The organism is Klebsiella sp. ZJOU C1 (assembly GCF_035620215.1).
GTDB lineage: Bacteria > Pseudomonadota > Gammaproteobacteria > Enterobacterales > Enterobacteriaceae > Klebsiella > Klebsiella variicola.
The window spans coordinates 2,897,988-2,913,175 of record NZ_CP141644.1; the positions used below are offsets into that span (position 1 = coordinate 2,897,988).

Annotated in this window: 15 protein-coding genes; 4 read left to right on the forward strand and 11 right to left on the reverse strand. The window is 57.8% G+C overall.

The window, feature by feature from the left end; translation table 11 throughout:
* Positions 1-147: 147 nt before the first annotated feature.
* On the forward strand, positions 148-333 hold the full coding sequence (locus SPE70_RS13870) for a hypothetical protein (protein WP_025711567.1): 186 nt from the start codon (positions 148-150) through the stop codon (positions 331-333).
* Complete coding sequence (locus SPE70_RS13875; protein ID WP_023322693.1) at positions 330-656, forward strand: CcdB family protein; 327 nt, start codon at positions 330-332, stop codon at positions 654-656. The genes SPE70_RS13870 and SPE70_RS13875 overlap by 4 nt, the downstream gene beginning before the upstream one ends.
* A 52-nt stretch (positions 657-708) precedes the next feature.
* Here SPE70_RS13875 and fdnI read toward each other — a convergent pair whose 3' ends face one another.
* Genes fdnI through fdnG form a run of 3 tightly spaced genes read right to left on the reverse strand, consistent with a single transcriptional unit; the run spans position 709 to position 5,301 of the window.
* Positions 709-1,365 (reverse strand): formate dehydrogenase-N subunit gamma, encoded by a 657-nt coding sequence (gene fdnI / locus SPE70_RS13880; RefSeq protein WP_064142255.1) that lies wholly within the window; start codon positions 1,363-1,365, stop codon positions 709-711.
* On the reverse strand, positions 1,358-2,242 hold the full coding sequence (gene fdxH / locus SPE70_RS13885; RefSeq protein WP_023297691.1) for a formate dehydrogenase subunit beta: 885 nt from the start codon (positions 2,240-2,242) through the stop codon (positions 1,358-1,360). Before fdxH ends, fdnI begins: the two co-directional genes overlap by 8 nt.
* 11 nt (positions 2,243-2,253) lie before the next feature.
* Positions 2,254-5,301, reverse strand: a complete 3,048-nt coding sequence (gene fdnG / locus SPE70_RS13890; RefSeq protein WP_089503792.1) for a formate dehydrogenase-N subunit alpha — start codon at positions 5,299-5,301, stop codon at positions 2,254-2,256.
* A gap of 225 nt (positions 5,302-5,526) precedes the next feature.
* Between fdnG and yddG the strand changes: the two genes are divergently transcribed.
* On the forward strand, positions 5,527-6,405 hold the full coding sequence (gene yddG, locus SPE70_RS13895; RefSeq protein WP_023322697.1) for an aromatic amino acid DMT transporter YddG: 879 nt from the start codon (positions 5,527-5,529) through the stop codon (positions 6,403-6,405).
* Here the strand turns inward: yddG and SPE70_RS13900 are convergent.
* The 7 genes from SPE70_RS13900 to SPE70_RS13930 all read right to left on the reverse strand — a co-directional run bounded on the left by SPE70_RS13900 (position 6,402) and on the right by SPE70_RS13930 (position 12,650).
* Positions 6,402-7,175 (reverse strand): 1,6-dihydroxycyclohexa-2,4-diene-1-carboxylate dehydrogenase, encoded by a 774-nt coding sequence (locus tag SPE70_RS13900; RefSeq protein WP_023322698.1) that lies wholly within the window; start codon positions 7,173-7,175, stop codon positions 6,402-6,404. The genes yddG and SPE70_RS13900 overlap by 4 nt on opposite strands.
* Positions 7,176-7,184: 9 nt before the next feature.
* Positions 7,185-8,201: a benzoate 1,2-dioxygenase electron transfer component BenC gene (gene benC / locus SPE70_RS13905; RefSeq protein WP_008804732.1), complete on the reverse strand. Its 1,017-nt coding sequence runs from the start codon at positions 8,199-8,201 to the stop codon at positions 7,185-7,187.
* Positions 8,202-8,210: 9 nt separating this feature from the next.
* Positions 8,211-8,696: a benzoate 1,2-dioxygenase small subunit gene (gene benB / locus SPE70_RS13910; RefSeq protein ID WP_008804731.1), complete on the reverse strand. Its 486-nt coding sequence runs from the start codon at positions 8,694-8,696 to the stop codon at positions 8,211-8,213.
* A complete protein-coding gene (locus tag SPE70_RS13915; protein ID WP_064170270.1) occupies positions 8,696-10,078 on the reverse strand; it encodes a Rieske 2Fe-2S domain-containing protein in 1,383 nt (460 codons plus the stop codon). The genes benB and SPE70_RS13915 overlap by 1 nt, the downstream gene beginning before the upstream one ends.
* Before the next feature lie 109 nt (positions 10,079-10,187).
* Positions 10,188-11,114, reverse strand: a complete 927-nt coding sequence (gene catA, locus SPE70_RS13920; protein WP_032730479.1) for a catechol 1,2-dioxygenase — start codon at positions 11,112-11,114, stop codon at positions 10,188-10,190.
* Positions 11,115-11,183: 69 nt separating this feature from the next.
* On the reverse strand, positions 11,184-11,474 hold the full coding sequence (catC, locus tag SPE70_RS13925; protein WP_022065934.1) for a muconolactone Delta-isomerase: 291 nt from the start codon (positions 11,472-11,474) through the stop codon (positions 11,184-11,186).
* A 12-nt stretch (positions 11,475-11,486) separates the two neighbouring features.
* On the reverse strand, positions 11,487-12,650 hold the full coding sequence (locus SPE70_RS13930) for a muconate cycloisomerase family protein (protein ID WP_164481333.1): 1,164 nt from the start codon (positions 12,648-12,650) through the stop codon (positions 11,487-11,489).
* A 171-nt stretch (positions 12,651-12,821) separates the two neighbouring features.
* Between SPE70_RS13930 and SPE70_RS13935 the strand changes: the two genes are divergently transcribed.
* Positions 12,822-13,658 carry an IclR family transcriptional regulator domain-containing protein gene (locus SPE70_RS13935; protein ID WP_168443346.1) on the forward strand — a complete coding sequence of 279 codons (837 nt, stop codon included), beginning with the start codon at positions 12,822-12,824 and terminating at the stop codon, positions 13,656-13,658.
* On the opposite strand, the gene kmrA is transcribed toward SPE70_RS13935, so the two are convergent.
* Entirely contained in the window at positions 13,653-15,152 is a 1,500-nt protein-coding gene (kmrA, locus tag SPE70_RS13940) for an efflux MFS transporter KmrA (RefSeq protein WP_060875749.1), read from the reverse strand. The genes SPE70_RS13935 and kmrA overlap by 6 nt on opposite strands.
* Positions 15,153-15,188 lie beyond the last annotated feature (36 nt).

Genomic DNA, 15,188 nt, shown 5'->3' on the forward strand with positions numbered 1-15,188 from the left:
CCAGGTTTATTACCACAATCATGAATATTTCAGGCTATTACTTTCCTCTGGAAGCGGCCTCGCAAAATAAACATTAAAGTTGCTGCTGGGATTTATTTTTTAGTGAGTAAAGTGAATAATCACAGAACCAACCGCAAGGAGCCGATGATGAAAAGTAATACGCTACGTAAAAGACCCACTGACGTACCCGTCCAGAAGGCGTCAGCACAGCCAGGTAAGGATTTACGAGAAGCAGATAAACAGCGACAGCACAAGGAATTCATTGCCGCAATGAATGAATTTATTGCAAAAGGAGGCACTCTTACTGATGATGAATTTTTCAGGGTACTATGATGCTTGAACAATTCAATGTTTATCGAAATTGTTCTGCTCAGACAAATAAAACCCTGCCGTATTATATGATCGTGCAGAATGATTATTATGCAGACCTGGCCACGAGAGTCATTATTCCTTTAATGCGAACACAACAGTTACCACGCTGGCATCAGCATGTCGTACCAAGGATAAATATAGAATTTGACAGCTTTTTACTTTGTACGCCAATGATCAGTAACTTAAATAATAAACGGATCCAGCCACAGGATTTCGTCTGCAATCTGAGTCATGCGCGCCAGGGCGTTATCGATTCAATCGATACACTTATCACGAACTGCTGACTGTCGGGAACCCGCTCCGACATCTCCGGAGCGGGTTTTGCGCCGTGAAGGCTTACTTCATCCCTTCGCGACTCTCTTTGATCGCTTCCAGGCGTTCGACATCGCGATACCAGCGCGGGTGATGTTTCTTCGCCCAACGGCGGCTCACCTTGCCTTCGATCATGCCTTTAATCGACCCTTTCACCCAGAATGCCATATACATATGGATGAGGATCGCGTGGATCAGGATAATCGCCGACGTCGCATGAATCAGCAGGCTATAGCGAATCACCTGCATCGGGAAATATGCCGCGAAATAGGGCCGCCAGATAATCACCCCGGTCACCAGCAGCACGAAAATCATGCTCATAATGGTCCAGAACATCATCTTCTGCCCGGCGTTATATTTCCCGACGCGCGCGACCTTATGTTCGTTGCCTTTCAGCACCTCCACGATACCTTTCAGCCAGGGGATATCCTGTTTATCTGGAATATTGTGGTGGACAAAACGCACAAACATAAACATCAGCGCGACAAAAATCAGCACTCCAAAGAACGGGTGCAGGATACGCCCCATCTGCGGCGTGCCGAAGGTTTCCGTTAGCCACTGCAGCGTCGGGAAGAAAAACGATATTCCCGACAGTGCCACGAGGAAGAAACAGATAACCACCGTCCAGTGACAGGCACGATCGATAAACGTCGTGCGCATAATCATCTTCGATTTACTCATCATGCTCCTCCTCGTCGTCATCAACTTCCTTGTTCGGCCCGATACCGATGTAGTGGTAGATAAGCCCGGCGAAGGTGGCGATAAAGCCCGCCGCCGCCAGCGGTTTCAGCGCCCCCTTCCACAGACTGATACTGGTATCGATCTGCGGTTCCTTCGGCAGCTTGTGATACAGCTCCGGCTGGTCGGCATGATGCAGGACGTACATCACGTGGGTGCCGCCTACGCCCTGCGGGTTGTAGATCCCGGCGTTGGCATAACCGCGTTTTTTAAGCTTATCCACCCGCTCCTGCGCCACTTCCAGCATCTCTTTTTTCGTGCCGAAGTGGATCGCGCCGGTAGGACAGGTTTTCACGCAGGCCGGTTCCTGACCGACGCTGACCCTATCCACACACAGCGTGCATTTATAAACCCGGTTATCCTCTTTATTGAGGCGCGGAATATTAAACGGACACCCGGCAATGCAGTAGCCGCAACCAATGCAGTTTTCCTGCTGGAAATCGACGATGCCGTTGGCGTACTGAATAATCGCCCCGGCGGAGGGGCAGGCTTTCAGGCAACCCGGCTCCTCGCAGTGCATACAGCCATCCTTGCGGATAAGCCATTCCAGCTTGCCGTTCTGTTCGGTCTCGCTAAAGCGCATTACCGTCCAGGATTTAGCGCTAAGATCCGCCGGATTGTCGTACACGCCGACGCAGTGCCCCACTTCATCGCGAATGTCATTCCACTCGGAACAGGCCACCTGGCAGGCTTTACAGCCTACGCAGGAGGAGACATCGATAAGCTTGGCGACTTCGGCCTTATAGTCCCGCGCGCGTGGCGCGGGAGTTATCGGGTTGGTCGCGGAGCGTTTAATAATGTCTTGTGTTTCCATCGCCATTGAATCGCTCCTTACGCTTTCTCGATGTTGACCAGAAACGCCTTATACTCCGGCGTTTGCGAGTTGGAATCGCCGACGTTAGGCGTCAGGGTGTTGGCGATATAGCCTTTACGGGCCACGCCTTCAAAGCCCCAGTGCAGCGGGATCCCGACGGTTTCGACCTGCTGGCCGTTGACGTTCAACGTGCGCAGTCGGCGGGTCACCACGGCAACCGCGCGAATAAAGCCGCGTTTGCTGCTGACTTTCACCCAGTCGCCGTTGGCGATACCTTTGCTTTTCGCCAGCCCTTCGCTGATTTCGACAAACTGTTCCGGCTGCGCGATGGAATTGAGCAGCGCATGCTTGGTCCAGGTGTGGAAATGCTCGGTCAGACGATAGGTGGTGCCGACATACGGGAACTTATCCTTCTTACCCAGGCGGATGGCGTCCTCTTCATACAGACGCACCACCGGGCTGGAGACCACCTTCGGGTGCAGCGGGTTGGTGCCAAGCGGGGTTTCCATCGGCTCGTAGTGCTCCGGGAACGGCCCTTCCGCCAGTTTATCGAGCGCAAACAGGCGGCCAAGTCCCTCCTGCTGCATGATAAACGGCCCGGTGTTGCTCCCCGGCGGCGCAGTATTGAAGTCCGGAATATCATTTCCGACCCACTTGCTGCCGTTCCACTGGATCAGCATCCGCTTCGCATCCCACGGCTTGCCGTTAATATCAGCCGAAGCGCGGTTATACAGCACCCGACGATTGAGCGGCCACGCCCATGCCCATCCCAGCGTATTGCCCAGGCCCGAAGGATCGGCGTTATCACGATTCGCCATCTGGTTACCCTGCTCGGTCCAGCTGCCGGTATAGATCCAGCACGACGACGCGGTGCTGCCGTCATCGCGCAGCAGCGCGAAGCTATTGAGCAGTTGGCCTTTTTTCGCCAGCAGAGCGCCATTTTGATCGTAGAGATCCGCCAGCGCGTAGCCGTTGTTCTCTTTTGCCACTTCTGCCGATTCCGGGTGATCTGGCTGCTTATAGCGCCAGCTCATTTTCAGCAGCGGTTCCGCGCCCTTCCCGCCTTCGCGACGGTACAGCTCGCGCAGACGATGATAGATCCCAGCCAGGATTTCGCCATCGTTGCGCGCTTCCCCCGGTGCGTCCTGGCCTTTCCAGTGCCACTGCAGCCAGCGACCGGAGTTGGCGATCGAACCATCCTCTTCGGCAAAGCAGGTCGACGGCAGGCGGAAGACTTCGGTCTGAATCGCCGACGGGTCGACATCATTAGACTCGCCGTGGTTCTGCCAGAAGGTCGAGGTTTCGGTCACCAGCGGATCGATAACCACCAGATACCTCAGCTTGCTGAGGCTACGCACCACTTTGTTTTTGTCCGGGAAGGACGCTACCGGGTTGAAGCCCTGACAGATATAGCCAGTGACGTTGCCGTTATCCATCATATTGAAGTACTTGATAACGTCGTAAGCCTGATCCCATTTCGGCAACCAGTTGAAGCCCCAGTCATTCTCTTTCTGCGCCGCCTCGCCGTATAACGATTTCATCAGGCTGACGAAGAATTTCGGGTAGTTGCTCCAGTAGTTCACCTGCCCGGGCAGCGTCGCTTTCGGCGTGTTGGCGCTAAGATAACTTTGCAGATCGGTCTGTTTATCGGATGGCAGCGTCAAATAACCCGGCAGACTGGTCGACAACAGGCCCAAATCGGTCAGCCCCTGAATATTGGAGTGGCCGCGCAGCGCGTTGACGCCGCCGCCGGCCATGCCCATATTGCCGAGCAGCAACTGGATCATCGCCATGGTGCGGATGTTCTGCGCGCCGACGGTGTGCTGCGTCCAGCCCAGGGCATACAGGAAGGTAGTGGTGCGGTCCGCGGCGCTGGTTGACGCCAGCACGTCACACACTTTAAGGAAGTCCGCTTTCGGCGTACCGCAGATATTCTCCACCACTTCCGGCGTGTAGCGGGAAACGTGCTGCCTGAGCAGATTCCACACGCAGCGCGGATGGCTGAGCGTTTCATCGCGTTTGGCGTAGCCGTTTTCATCGAACTGGTAGTTCCAGGACGATTTATCGTACTGACGTTTTTCGGCATCGTAGCCGCTGAACAGGCCCTCTTCGAAGGCAAAATCATCCCGTACCAGCAGGCTGGCATTGGTGTAATGCTTCACGTACTCGGCATTGATCTTATTATTTTCGATCAGGTACAGCAGCACGCCCGACAGGAAGGTAATGTCGGTACCGGAACGAATCGGCGCATAGATATCGGCCACCGACGCGGTACGCGTAAAGCGCGGGTCGACGACGATAAGCGTGGCATCGTTATTGTTTTTCGCTTCCATCGCCCAGCGGAATCCCACCGGATGCGCTTCGGCGGCGTTGCCGCCCATCACCACCACGACGTTAGCGTTTTTGATATCAACCCAGTGGTTGGTCATCGCACCGCGACCAAATGTTGGAGCAAGACTTGCTACCGTTGGTCCGTGTCAGACGCGCGCCTGGTTGTCTACCGCCAGCATGCCGAGCGAACGCACAAATTTTTGCGTCAGCATGCCAGTCTCATTGCTTGCCGCCGAGGCGCACAGCATGCCGGTGGAAAGCCAGCGGTTAACCGTCACGCCCTGCTCGTTCTTTTCAATAAAGTTGGCGTCGCGGTCGGCTTTCATCAGTCTGGCGATGCGGTTAAAAGCGTCATCCCAGGAGATGCGCTGCCATTTATCCGAGCCCGGGGCGCGGTATTGCGGATAACGCAGGCGGTTTTCACTGTGGACATAGTCCAGCAGGCCTGCGCCTTTCGGGCACAGCGCGCCGCGGCTCACCGGATGGTCCGGGTCCCCTTCAATATGGTAAATCGCTTCTTTGGCGTTTTTCGCGCCGTCGCCGAGGCTATACATTAATAGCCCACAGCCCACGGAGCAGTAAGTGCAGGTGTTGCGGATCTCTTTCGCACGCAGCAATTTGAAATTGCGTGCCTGAGCCAGCGCCATTTTAGGGGCAAAGCCCAGGGCGGCGGCTGTGGTTCCGGCCATACCGCCTGCGCAGATCTTAAAGAACTTTCTGCGGCTGACGTCCATTGCATTCCTCCATGCAGGATGTTGATTCATCGCGCGGAGGAAACTAACAGCAATACCTTTGTTTTATTTGCGTCAAATCAAGGTCGAAAACGCTCGCCCCCTTAATAGTCAGCGGCGACGAGTTTGACTAATACCAAAGAGTTAACGCCGGCGGGAAATATCGACCATCGACCGGCAAAAGATGTTATAAATTCCGGCTGCGTTTGCGTCACTATCAGGTTAAATATGCAAAAAAAGAGAGCGACATCAATCGGCTTCGCCGCCATTATCTTATGGAGCACGATGGTCGGATTGATTCGCGGCGTCAGCGAAGGGTTAGGCCCGGTTGGCGGCGCGGCGATGATTTATAGCCTCAGCGGCCTGCTGCTCATTTTTACCGTTGGCTTTCCCAACCTGCACCAGATCCCGCGCCGCTATCTGCTGGCTGGCAGCGTGCTGTTTGTCAGCTATGAAATCTGCCTCGCCCTGTCGCTGGGGTTCGCCGCCACTCGCCAGCAGGCCATTGAAGTGGGGATGGTCAATTACCTGTGGCCCAGCCTGACGATTTTGTTCGCCATTCTCTTTAATGGCCAGAAAAGCAGCTGGCTGGTGATCCCCGGCTTATTGCTGGCGCTGTTCGGCGTGAGCTGGGTACTTGGCGGCGAGCACGGGCTCAACCCCGAGGAAATCATCAATAACGTGGTGTCCAGCCCGCTGAGCTACATTCTGGCATTTGTCGGGGCGTTTATCTGGGCGGCGTACTGCACGGTGACCGCGAAGTACGCCAAAGGTAAAAATGGCATTACCCTCTTTGTCCTGTTAACCGCCCTGACGCTATGGCTGAAATTTCTCGCCAGCGACCAGCCGCCGATGCTGTTTAGCTGGCCGGTAGTCATTAAGCTGATGACGGTCTCTGTGGCGCTGGGGCTGGCCTACGCGGCGTGGAACGTCGGGATCCTGCACGGCAACGTCAGCCTGCTGGCGGCGGCCTCGTACTTCACGCCGGTACTCTCTTCCGCGCTGGCGGCTGTCCTGCTTAGCGCTACACTGTCGTGGTCTTTCTGGCAGGGGGCCGGGATGGTGTGTCTCGGCTCCCTGCTCTGCTGGTACGCCACCCGCCGCTAGCCGAGATCGCCGCCCGCTACCGGTAGCGTCACGCCGGTGATATAGCTGGCCTCATCGCTGGCGAGAAACAGGATCGCATTCGCCTGTTCCGCCAGCGTGCCGTACCGGTGCAGCAGACTGCTCGCTACCGTCTGATCGACCACCTGCTGATACCACGCCGTTTCCTGCTCGCTCGGCTGCTCATCGTTGCGCGGCGTCAGACGTGGCGGCGCCTCCGTCCCGCCAGGCGCGACGGCGTTAATCCGAATACCGCTGCCGCTGTACTCCATGGCAATCGACCGGGTCAGCGCGTTAACGCCGCCTTTCGCCGCCGAATAAGGCACCCGGTTCACCCCCGCCGTCGCCACCGACGAGATATTGACGATGCTGCCTTTCCCCTGCTTCAGCATCCCGGGGAGCGCCGCGCGGCAGCCCCACAAGGTGGGGAACAGCGAGCGGCGGATCTCTTTCTCAATTTGTTCTGGCTGATACTCGGCAAAGGGTCGCGCCCAGATAGTCCCCCCGACGTTATTGATTAACACATCGAGGCGGCCAAAATGCGCGATCCCAGCGGCAAACGCCTGCTCGGTACTCTGCCACTGCTCAAGGTCAGCCTCCAGCGCCAGTACCTGACTTCCGGCCAGGGCTAGTACGGCAGCCAGTTCGTGTACGTAAGGCGAGCGGTCAATCAGCAACAGAGCAGCGCCTTCGGCTGCCGCCTGCTCCGCGGTCTGGCGGCCAATCCCCTGCGCCGCGCCGGTGATAGCGACGACTTTATCGGTAAAACGCATACTGCCTCCTTATGCCGCCGCGCTCTGGCTGGCGATAAATTTCTCATACCAGAAGCCTGCCGGGGAAATTCCTCTGTCGCGCAGCGTCGTGGCGACCGCGTTGACCATCGGCGGCGGCCCGCAAAGATAGATGTCAACGTCGCCGTTATTCAGCATCGCGTCATCGAGATGGTCGGTGACAAAACCGCGCTGCGGGCAGGTACTGTTTTCATCCGCCACCACCGGCAGCCAGCGATATCCCGTCAGTTGTTGGTTAAACGCATCCAGCGCGTCGGTTTTCACCAGATCGCAATCGCGGGTCACGCCGTACAGTAGCGTTACCGGGCGCTGACTGCCCTGTGTCTGCAGGGTATGTAACATGGAGAGCAGCGGCGCCAGCCCGGTGCCGCCCGCCAGCATGAGCAGCGGGCGTTCGCCGCTGCGCAAATAGAAGCTGCCCATGGGGCCGCTGAGGGTCAGGCGATCGCCGGGCCGCGCCTGCTGGGTTAACCACTGGCTCATCATGCCGCCAGGCACGTTACGGATCAGAAAACGCCCTTCGAGAGAACCCGGCAGCGAGCTAAATGAGTAGGCGCGCACATGAGGCGTGCCCGGTACCTGAATGTTAATGTACTGTCCCGGCAGAAAAGCCAGCGGCTCATCCAGCGCGACCACCAGTTCGATGGCGGTATCGGACAGACAATTCACCTGTCGTACCTGCGCCCCGGTGTTGGTCAGCGCGGTTTTGCACTGGGCGGCGGCCACCGGCACGTCGATCACACAGTCGCTGGTCGGGACCATCTGGCAGGTCAGCACCTGGCGGGCCTGCGCTTCGTCGTCGCTTAACGCCTCGTCGAGATAATCCTCCCCCAGATCGTATTCACCGCTGGCGCAGTGGCATTTGCAGGTGCCGCAAACGCCGTCCGAGCAGTCCATCGGCAGATTCACCTTCTGGCGATAGGCGGCATCCAGCACCTTCTCCCCGGCATGGCATTGAATAAAGCGGGTAATGCCGTCCTCAAAATTAAGAGCAATATTGAAGGTCATAAGCGCCTCTTAAATGTGGTAAACGTCAATCACCTGACGGATATAATCGTTATTCAGGCGCACGGTTTTGCGCACGATCTGCGGTCTGCCGTCCTGCTCAATTAGCGTGCAACAGGTAGAGCCGAAATAGGCATCCGTGTGTTGATAGCGGTGGCTCCAGGTGACCCAGTTGTAGCGCACCTCCAGCCCCTCGTCGCTTTCGCCCATCAGTTCAACATTGCTGATGATGTGCGTGGTGCGCGGCTCCGGCGTACTGGCGCCGGAACGTTCGGTTTTAATGCGATAGACGCGATCTTCCAGGCCTTCACGGTTGGGATAATAGATAAGGGAAATCTCTTTTTGCGGGTCGCGCGTCAGCTGGTCATCGTCGCCCCACGCCGGCATCCAGTAGACCACCTGCGGGCTGTAACAACTCAGCCATTCGTCCCACTGACGATCATCCAACAGGCGGGCTTCGTAATAGAGAAACTGGCGAACGTGTTCGAGATTCAACATCAGGCCACCTCCACGCGCTGGGTAATCGACTGGTCGTAACGCTGCTGTTCCTGTTCCAGCGCCGCCAGCATGACCGTTTGCCAGTGATGGTGATGGGCGATGTACAGCGCTTCATCTTCCGATTTCACCCCGCTGAGTCGTGGCGTGAAACCGGCATGTTTGGCGTGTTCATCCGGGCCGTCGACCCAGCGCAGCGCACCGCGGCTCAGATCGCTCCATGGCAGATTTTCGCCGAGATAGCCGCGCTGACAGGCGCTGAACTCTTCCAGATCGTCCGGCGTCCCCATCCCGCTGACGTTAAAGAAATCTTCATACTGGCGGATGCGTAGCGCCCGCGCCTGGTCAGATTCGCCTTTTGGCGCAAAGCACCAGATGGTGACTTCGGTTTTATCCACCGCAATCGGGCGGATCACGCGGATCTGGGTAGAAAACTGATCCATCAGATAGACGTTGGGGTACAGGCACAGGTTGCGGGTTTCATTGACCATCTGGTCGGCGCGCAGTTCGCCAAATTCCGCCTGCAGACGCTCGCGGTGGGCATACACCGGGCGCACTTCCGGGTTCAGCGCCCGGGTCCACAGCAGCATGTGGCCATTGTCAAAACCGTAGCCGCCGCCGACGCTCTTTGACCAGCCGTTGGCGTCAACCGCATGCGTCCCTTCCGCTTCATAGTTGCGGCGCGACATGGTTGAGGCGTAGTTCCAGTGGACCACGCTGACGTGATAGCCATCGGCGCCGTTCTCCGCGCCCAGCTTCCAGTTGCCTTCGTATACATAGCTCGACGAGCCCTTCAGCACTTCCAGCCCGTCCGGCGCCTGATCGACAATCAGATCGATGATTTTGCAGGTTTCGCCGAGATAGGCCTCCAGCGACTGCACGTCGGCGTTGAGGCTACCGAATAAGAAACCGCGGTAAGACTGAAAACGCGGCAGTTTTTGCAGATCGTGAGACCCTTCCTGTTTGAAGGTGTCAGGATAGGCGCCGGTGCTCTCATCTTTGGCTTTTAATAATTTGCCGTTATTGCTGAAGGTCCAGCCATGGAACGGACAGGTAAATGAGTTTTTATTTCCGGTTTTGCGTCGGCATAACATGGCCCCGCGGTGGGCACAGCTATTAATTAATGCATGCAATTCATTCTTTTTATCACGAGTGATAATAACCGGCTGCCGTCCCAGCGTCAGAGTATAATAATCTCCCGGCTCGGCAATCTGGCTTTCATGGGCGAGAAAAACCCAATTACCTTCGAAGATATGTTTCATTTCAAAATCAAATAACTGCTGGTCGGTAAATATAGAGCGGTGGCAACGGTAAATATGATTTTCACGGTCGACAATTAACGCGTTGTTAATTTTGTCTTTGAGCGCTGAGAGCGTTTTTTGCATGAGTTAACTCCTCCTGCAGGATTCAGGATGAAAGAAACAGGGTGAATTTGTCGTTTTCGAGTGCACTGTCTGGCCCGGGCAGCGGCGTGCCCGGGGCCGATAATACCGGTTACTCTTTGGCGCGCAGGCGGGTGCCGCGGTGCTCTTCGTCGGCGTTCAGGGCTTTACACAGGGTGAAATCAAAACAGACCTCGGTGTGCTCTCCCTCAAGATCGCGCTGCGCGATGGTCTCGCGGTCGGTCACTTTTACCGGGTCGGCAATCAGACCGTCGCGGGTAGCAAAGGCAAAATCATCCCACAGATATTTATCGCCGCTGAGGTTAATCTGGCTGGTCAGATGCTTATGGCCCGGGGCGGAGACGAAGAAGTGAATGTGCGCCGGACGGTTGCCGTGGCGGCCTAACTGATCCAGCAACTTCTGCGTCGGACCATCCGGCGGGCAGCCGTAGCCGGACGGCATGATGCTGCGCACGCTGTAGCGGCCATCGGCGCCAGTACGGATCCGGCGACGGAGGTTGTAGTCGCTCTGACTTTGATCGAAAAACGAGTAATTACCGAGGGTATTGGCGTGCCAGATATCAACAATGGCGTTAGCGATCGGCTGGCCCTGATTATCTTTAACCTGACCATGCAGCCACATCACTTCCCCGGCATCTGCGCCATCATCCATCCGGGCGTGGCTGTCGGCCAGCGGCGCATTGGCCACATACAGCGGCCCTTCGATGGTGCGCGGGGTGCCGGTTTCCCGGCGCGCCGCCGCATCAATGGCGTCCTGACGCAGGTCGAGGAAGTGCTCAAGACCCAGCCCGGCCGCCAGCAGCGCCGCTTCCTGACGCCCACCCAGCTCGTGTAGATAGTTCACCGCGTGCCAGAACTCTTCTTCTGTGACGTTATAGTCATCGATCAGCGTGCAGATATTCTCCAGCAAACGGTGGACAATGGCTTTAAAACGTTCATTACCGCCAGGGACATTTAACCCCGCGCCTTCACGTAATAATTTCTGCACGGCTTCTTGTTGTACGAAAGCATTACTCATAATTATTCTCTCTTATCGTTGTAGGATATTTGCCGGGTGTTCCCGGCATGAGGTCAGATGTTATTATTATTAGCTATCGTCTTCACGAACAGATGAGGGATGACGGCACAGCGCCTCGACGCGAATATCCATAAAAGGATACAGCGGCAATCCCATTAAAATTTGATGCAACTCTTCGGCATCTTTTACATCGAAAATACTGACATTGGCGTAAAGACCGGCGACGCGCCAGATATGTCGCCACTTGCCTTCACGTTGTAATTGTTGCGAATAGGCTTTTTCGCGTTGTTTAATTTCATCCGCTTCGGCGGCAGGAAACCCGATCGGAATATTAACGGTCATCTCCACTTTAAATAGCATGATTTTCTCCAGTTATGCCTTACGGGAATAGAAGCGTAGCTTGTCTTCATCCAGCTCCACGCCGAGCCCTGGCGTCTGCGGGAGCGCTACCTGACCATCGGCAAAGGTGAGTGGCACGCTGACAATATCGTCTTTGAGGAGCAGCGGGCCGAACATCTCAGTGCCCCACTGCAGCGGCAGCGTCGACCAGGCGTGCAGCGACGCGACGGTACCGACGGTCCCTTCCAGCATGGTGCCGCCATACAGGCCAACCCCCGCCGCCTGGGCGACGCGGGCCAGCGCCAGCACGCTGTTCGGTCCCCCGGCTTTGGCGATTTTCAGGGCATAAGCGCCGGTAAATCCCTGCTGCGCCAGTTGATAACCCTCGTAGGCGGTCGCGACCGCTTCATCCGCGAGGATCGCGGTTTCAATATGCTGGCTCAGGCGCACCAGTGCAGCATTGTCGTGGGCGCTGACCGGCTGTTCGATAAGATCGACGCCCATCGCCGCCAGCTCGCGGCAGCCTTTCGCGCCGGTGGCGGCGTCCCAGGCCTGGTTAACGTCAACGCGGATGCTGGCGCGATCGCCTAATGCTTCCACAATGGCCCGGGTATGACGCAGGTCGGTGGCTAATTCCCGCGCGCCAATTTTCAACTTGAACGCCTGATGGCGGCGCCCGGCTAACAGTGTTTCCCCTTCGGCGATATCTTTCGCGGTATCGCCGCTGGCTAAGGTCCACAGCACCGGCAACGCCGTTTGCAGCGCCCCGCCGAGCAGCGCCGACACCGGCAGCCCTAAGGCTTTGCCCTGGGCATCCAGCAGCGCGGTTTCAATGGCGGACTTTGCAAAGGTGTTGCCTTTAATGGCGCTGTTCATACGCGCCGTCAGCGCATTCAGGTTATCGGCCGGCTGCCCTTTCAACAGCGGCGTCAGATAATGGGTTATCGCTGACGAGATGGCCTCCGGGCTCTCGACGCCATAGCTCAAACCACCAATGGTGGTGGCTTCGCCGATGCCGCAGATGCCGTCGGAGCGGGTAAGCCGCACGATCACCAGCGTCTGGCAGCCCATGGTGGTCATCGATAACTTGTGTGGCCGGATGGTCGGGACATCCACTATCCAGCTCTCAATACGTTCTACGGTGGCGGTCATTTTCGGTTCCTGATGAGATGTATAACTTTTTGTACCCACATCCATAACGGGGAGGTGTGTGCCATTGACAATAGGGTTCAGCCTGGCGGCTGGTCAACGGCGATAATCGAAATGTTGTGCGATTATCGGCACGTTTGTTAAAAGGCAGTTAATAATGTGATCGCGGTGGTAAAACCGGCACAATTCAGGACGGTGCAGTTTGCGCACGGTATAGTGATGCCCCGTGAGCTTTGCATTGCAACGGAGAGGGAATCAATGCGTGACCATACCCCCACCACCTTGAGCGCCAGGCAGGCCGAGCACGATCCCAACTTTATGCTGTCTCTGGCCCGCGGGCTGGAGGTCCTTAACGCTTTTACTCCCCAGCGCCAGCGGCTGACCATTTCTCAGTTGAGCCAGAAAACCCAAATCTCCCGCGCGGCGGTACGCCGTTGCCTGTATACCCTCGCCGCGCTGGGCATGGTGCACAGTCCGGATGGCCGCAGCTATGAACTGCTGCCCCGGGTGCTGGCCGTCGGCCACGCCTATCTGGCCGGTACGCCGCTGGCCAAGGTGGCGCAGACGGCGCTGGATAGCCTCGGCAAAGCGCTCGGCGAATCCTGCTCAGCGGCGACGCTGGATGGCGATAACGTGCTCTATATCGCCCGCGCGGCAGTCAATAATTTACTGAGCGTCGACCTGGGGCGCGGCAGTCGCCTGCCGGCGTGGGCGACCTCTATGGGACGGGTGTTGTTGAGCGCGCTGTCGGAGGAACAGCTTGAGGTGACACTGTCACGAGCAGCGTTAATCCGCTACACCCCGCACACTCTGTGCGATATGGCCGGGCTACGCGCGGAGATTGCCCGGGTGCGCATGCAGGGCTATGCCCTCGCCGACCGGCAGATTGAGGTGGGGTTGTGTTCGCTGGCGGTGCCCGTGCTGTCACGCCATGGCCAGGTGGTGGCCGCCCTGAATGTCGGGGTCCCCGCCGCGACCATCAGCGCCGCGGCGTTAAAAGAGAAGGCCCTCGCCCCGCTTCGACGCGCGGCGATGGACCTGTCGCTACAGCTATAGCGTTGACTGCGGTTTCGCCACGCTCGCCAGGCTGCGCCAGATGCCGGCCGCCAGCAGCAGAAGCAGTACGCCCGCCGTCGCCAGCACCAGGCTGTGAGCCTGGGTAAAGGCCGCCTTCGCCGCCGCCATCAGCGCCTCAGCCATCCCGGCGGGCAGCGCCTCGGTCAGACTGACCGCCTCGCCGATTGACGACGACGCCTGCTGCGCCATGGACTCACTCAGCCCGGACGGTAGCACAATGGTGGCGCTGTAGCTGCGGGTCAGGATCAGGCCAAACAGCGCAATACCGAGACCGGCGCCCAGCTCATAGGCCATGGTTTCTATGGCCCCGGCCGCCGCCGCTTTCTCCTTCGGCGCCGCCGCCATAATCGCGGAGCTGGAGGCCAGCAGCGCGCTGGCGACGCTGAAGCCCAGCAGCGTCATCAGCCCCCATGCCTGCCACGGTTGTGTGCTGAAATCGGTCAGCGCGAGGCCCAGAAAACTGAAGGCGCTGAGCAACATTCCGCCCGTCGCCACCTGCCGCAGCCCCAGTTTCGACACCAGCATTCCGGCAATCGGGCCGCTGAAGCCGCTGGCAACCATCACCGGCAGCATAAACATCCCCGCCTCAAACGGCGTTTTCTGATGCACAAACTGCAGCTCCTGCGCCATCAGCAGTTCAAAACCGACCAGAGTAATCAGGGCCGTCATCGCCATCATCACCCCGCTTAAAATAATACGATGGGTGAACAGCCGCATATCCACCATCGGGCGGGTCGCCGACAGCTGCTTGCGGATAAACCAGGTGAGCATCGCCGCTCCGCCGATCGCCACCAGTGCGGTGAGCCACAGCGCCAGCTGGCCCTTCAGCGCCGATTTCGCGCTAAACACTAGCATCAGGATCGAGGCAATTAAAATGAGCGCCTGCAGCAGATTGAGCGGTTGTTCGCGGCGCGCGGGCTGACGCGGCACCACTTTCGCGTTAATCGCGATAACCACCAGCACGATCGGTACGTTGATCAGGAATACCGACCCCCAGTAGAAATGCTCCAGCAGCATGCCGCCCACCAGCGGGCCAAAGGCCGCGCCGCCGGAGCCCACCGCCGCCCACAGACCCAGCGCCATATTGCGCTGGCTGGCCTCGGCAAAGGTGCTGCGGATCCCGGCCAGCGTCGCCGGGACGATCATCGCCGCCCCCACCGCCAGCAAAGCGCGTGAAGCAATCAGCGTCAGGGCCGTCGGCGACAGCGCGGCGCACAGCGAGGCGACGCCAAAAATGGCGCTGCCGAGCAGCAGCAGGCGCTTGAAGCCGATTTTATCGCCGAGGGCGCCCATCGGCAGTACCATCCCGGCCATCACTAATGAGTAGATATCAATGATCCACAGCAGCTCATTGCCGCTGCTACCCAGCGCGACGCTGAGCGTCGGCGCGGCCACATGTAACACCGTGGCGTCAATCGCCACCGGAATATAAACCAGCAAAATCGCCATCAGCGTCATCCATTGCCGTGACATAGCTTGTACCTCAATGTTGGAAATTGGACACACGTC

What these genes read in the sequence shown, in the direction of transcription:
- catA (WP_032730479.1), bottom strand. Translation starts at nt 11,114, where the DNA reads ATGAGTAATGCTTTCGTACAACAAGAAGCCGTGCAGAAATTATTACGT.
- SPE70_RS13900 (WP_023322698.1), bottom strand. Translation starts at nt 7,175, where the DNA reads ATGCGTTTTACCGATAAAGTCGTCGCTATCACCGGCGCGGCGCAGGGG.
- benC (WP_008804732.1), bottom strand. Translation starts at nt 8,201, where the DNA reads ATGACCTTCAATATTGCTCTTAATTTTGAGGACGGCATTACCCGCTTT.
- fdxH (WP_023297691.1), bottom strand. Translation starts at nt 2,242, where the DNA reads ATGGCGATGGAAACACAAGACATTATTAAACGCTCCGCGACCAACCCG.
- SPE70_RS13930 (WP_164481333.1), bottom strand. Translation starts at nt 12,650, where the DNA reads ATGGATGTGGGTACAAAAAGTTATACATCTCATCAGGAACCGAAAATG.
- catC (WP_022065934.1), bottom strand. Translation starts at nt 11,474, where the DNA reads ATGCTATTTAAAGTGGAGATGACCGTTAATATTCCGATCGGGTTTCCT.
- SPE70_RS13870 (WP_025711567.1), top strand. Translation starts at nt 148, where the DNA reads ATGAAAAGTAATACGCTACGTAAAAGACCCACTGACGTACCCGTCCAG.
- SPE70_RS13875 (WP_023322693.1), top strand. Translation starts at nt 330, where the DNA reads ATGATGCTTGAACAATTCAATGTTTATCGAAATTGTTCTGCTCAGACA.
- kmrA (WP_060875749.1), bottom strand. Translation starts at nt 15,152, where the DNA reads ATGTCACGGCAATGGATGACGCTGATGGCGATTTTGCTGGTTTATATT.
- yddG (WP_023322697.1), top strand. Translation starts at nt 5,527, where the DNA reads ATGCAAAAAAAGAGAGCGACATCAATCGGCTTCGCCGCCATTATCTTA.
- SPE70_RS13915 (WP_064170270.1), bottom strand. Translation starts at nt 10,078, where the DNA reads ATGCAAAAAACGCTCTCAGCGCTCAAAGACAAAATTAACAACGCGTTA.
- fdnI (WP_064142255.1), bottom strand. Translation starts at nt 1,365, where the DNA reads ATGAGTAAATCGAAGATGATTATGCGCACGACGTTTATCGATCGTGCC.
- benB (WP_008804731.1), bottom strand. Translation starts at nt 8,696, where the DNA reads ATGTTGAATCTCGAACACGTTCGCCAGTTTCTCTATTACGAAGCCCGC.
- SPE70_RS13935 (WP_168443346.1), top strand. Translation starts at nt 12,822, where the DNA reads ATGCCCCGTGAGCTTTGCATTGCAACGGAGAGGGAATCAATGCGTGAC.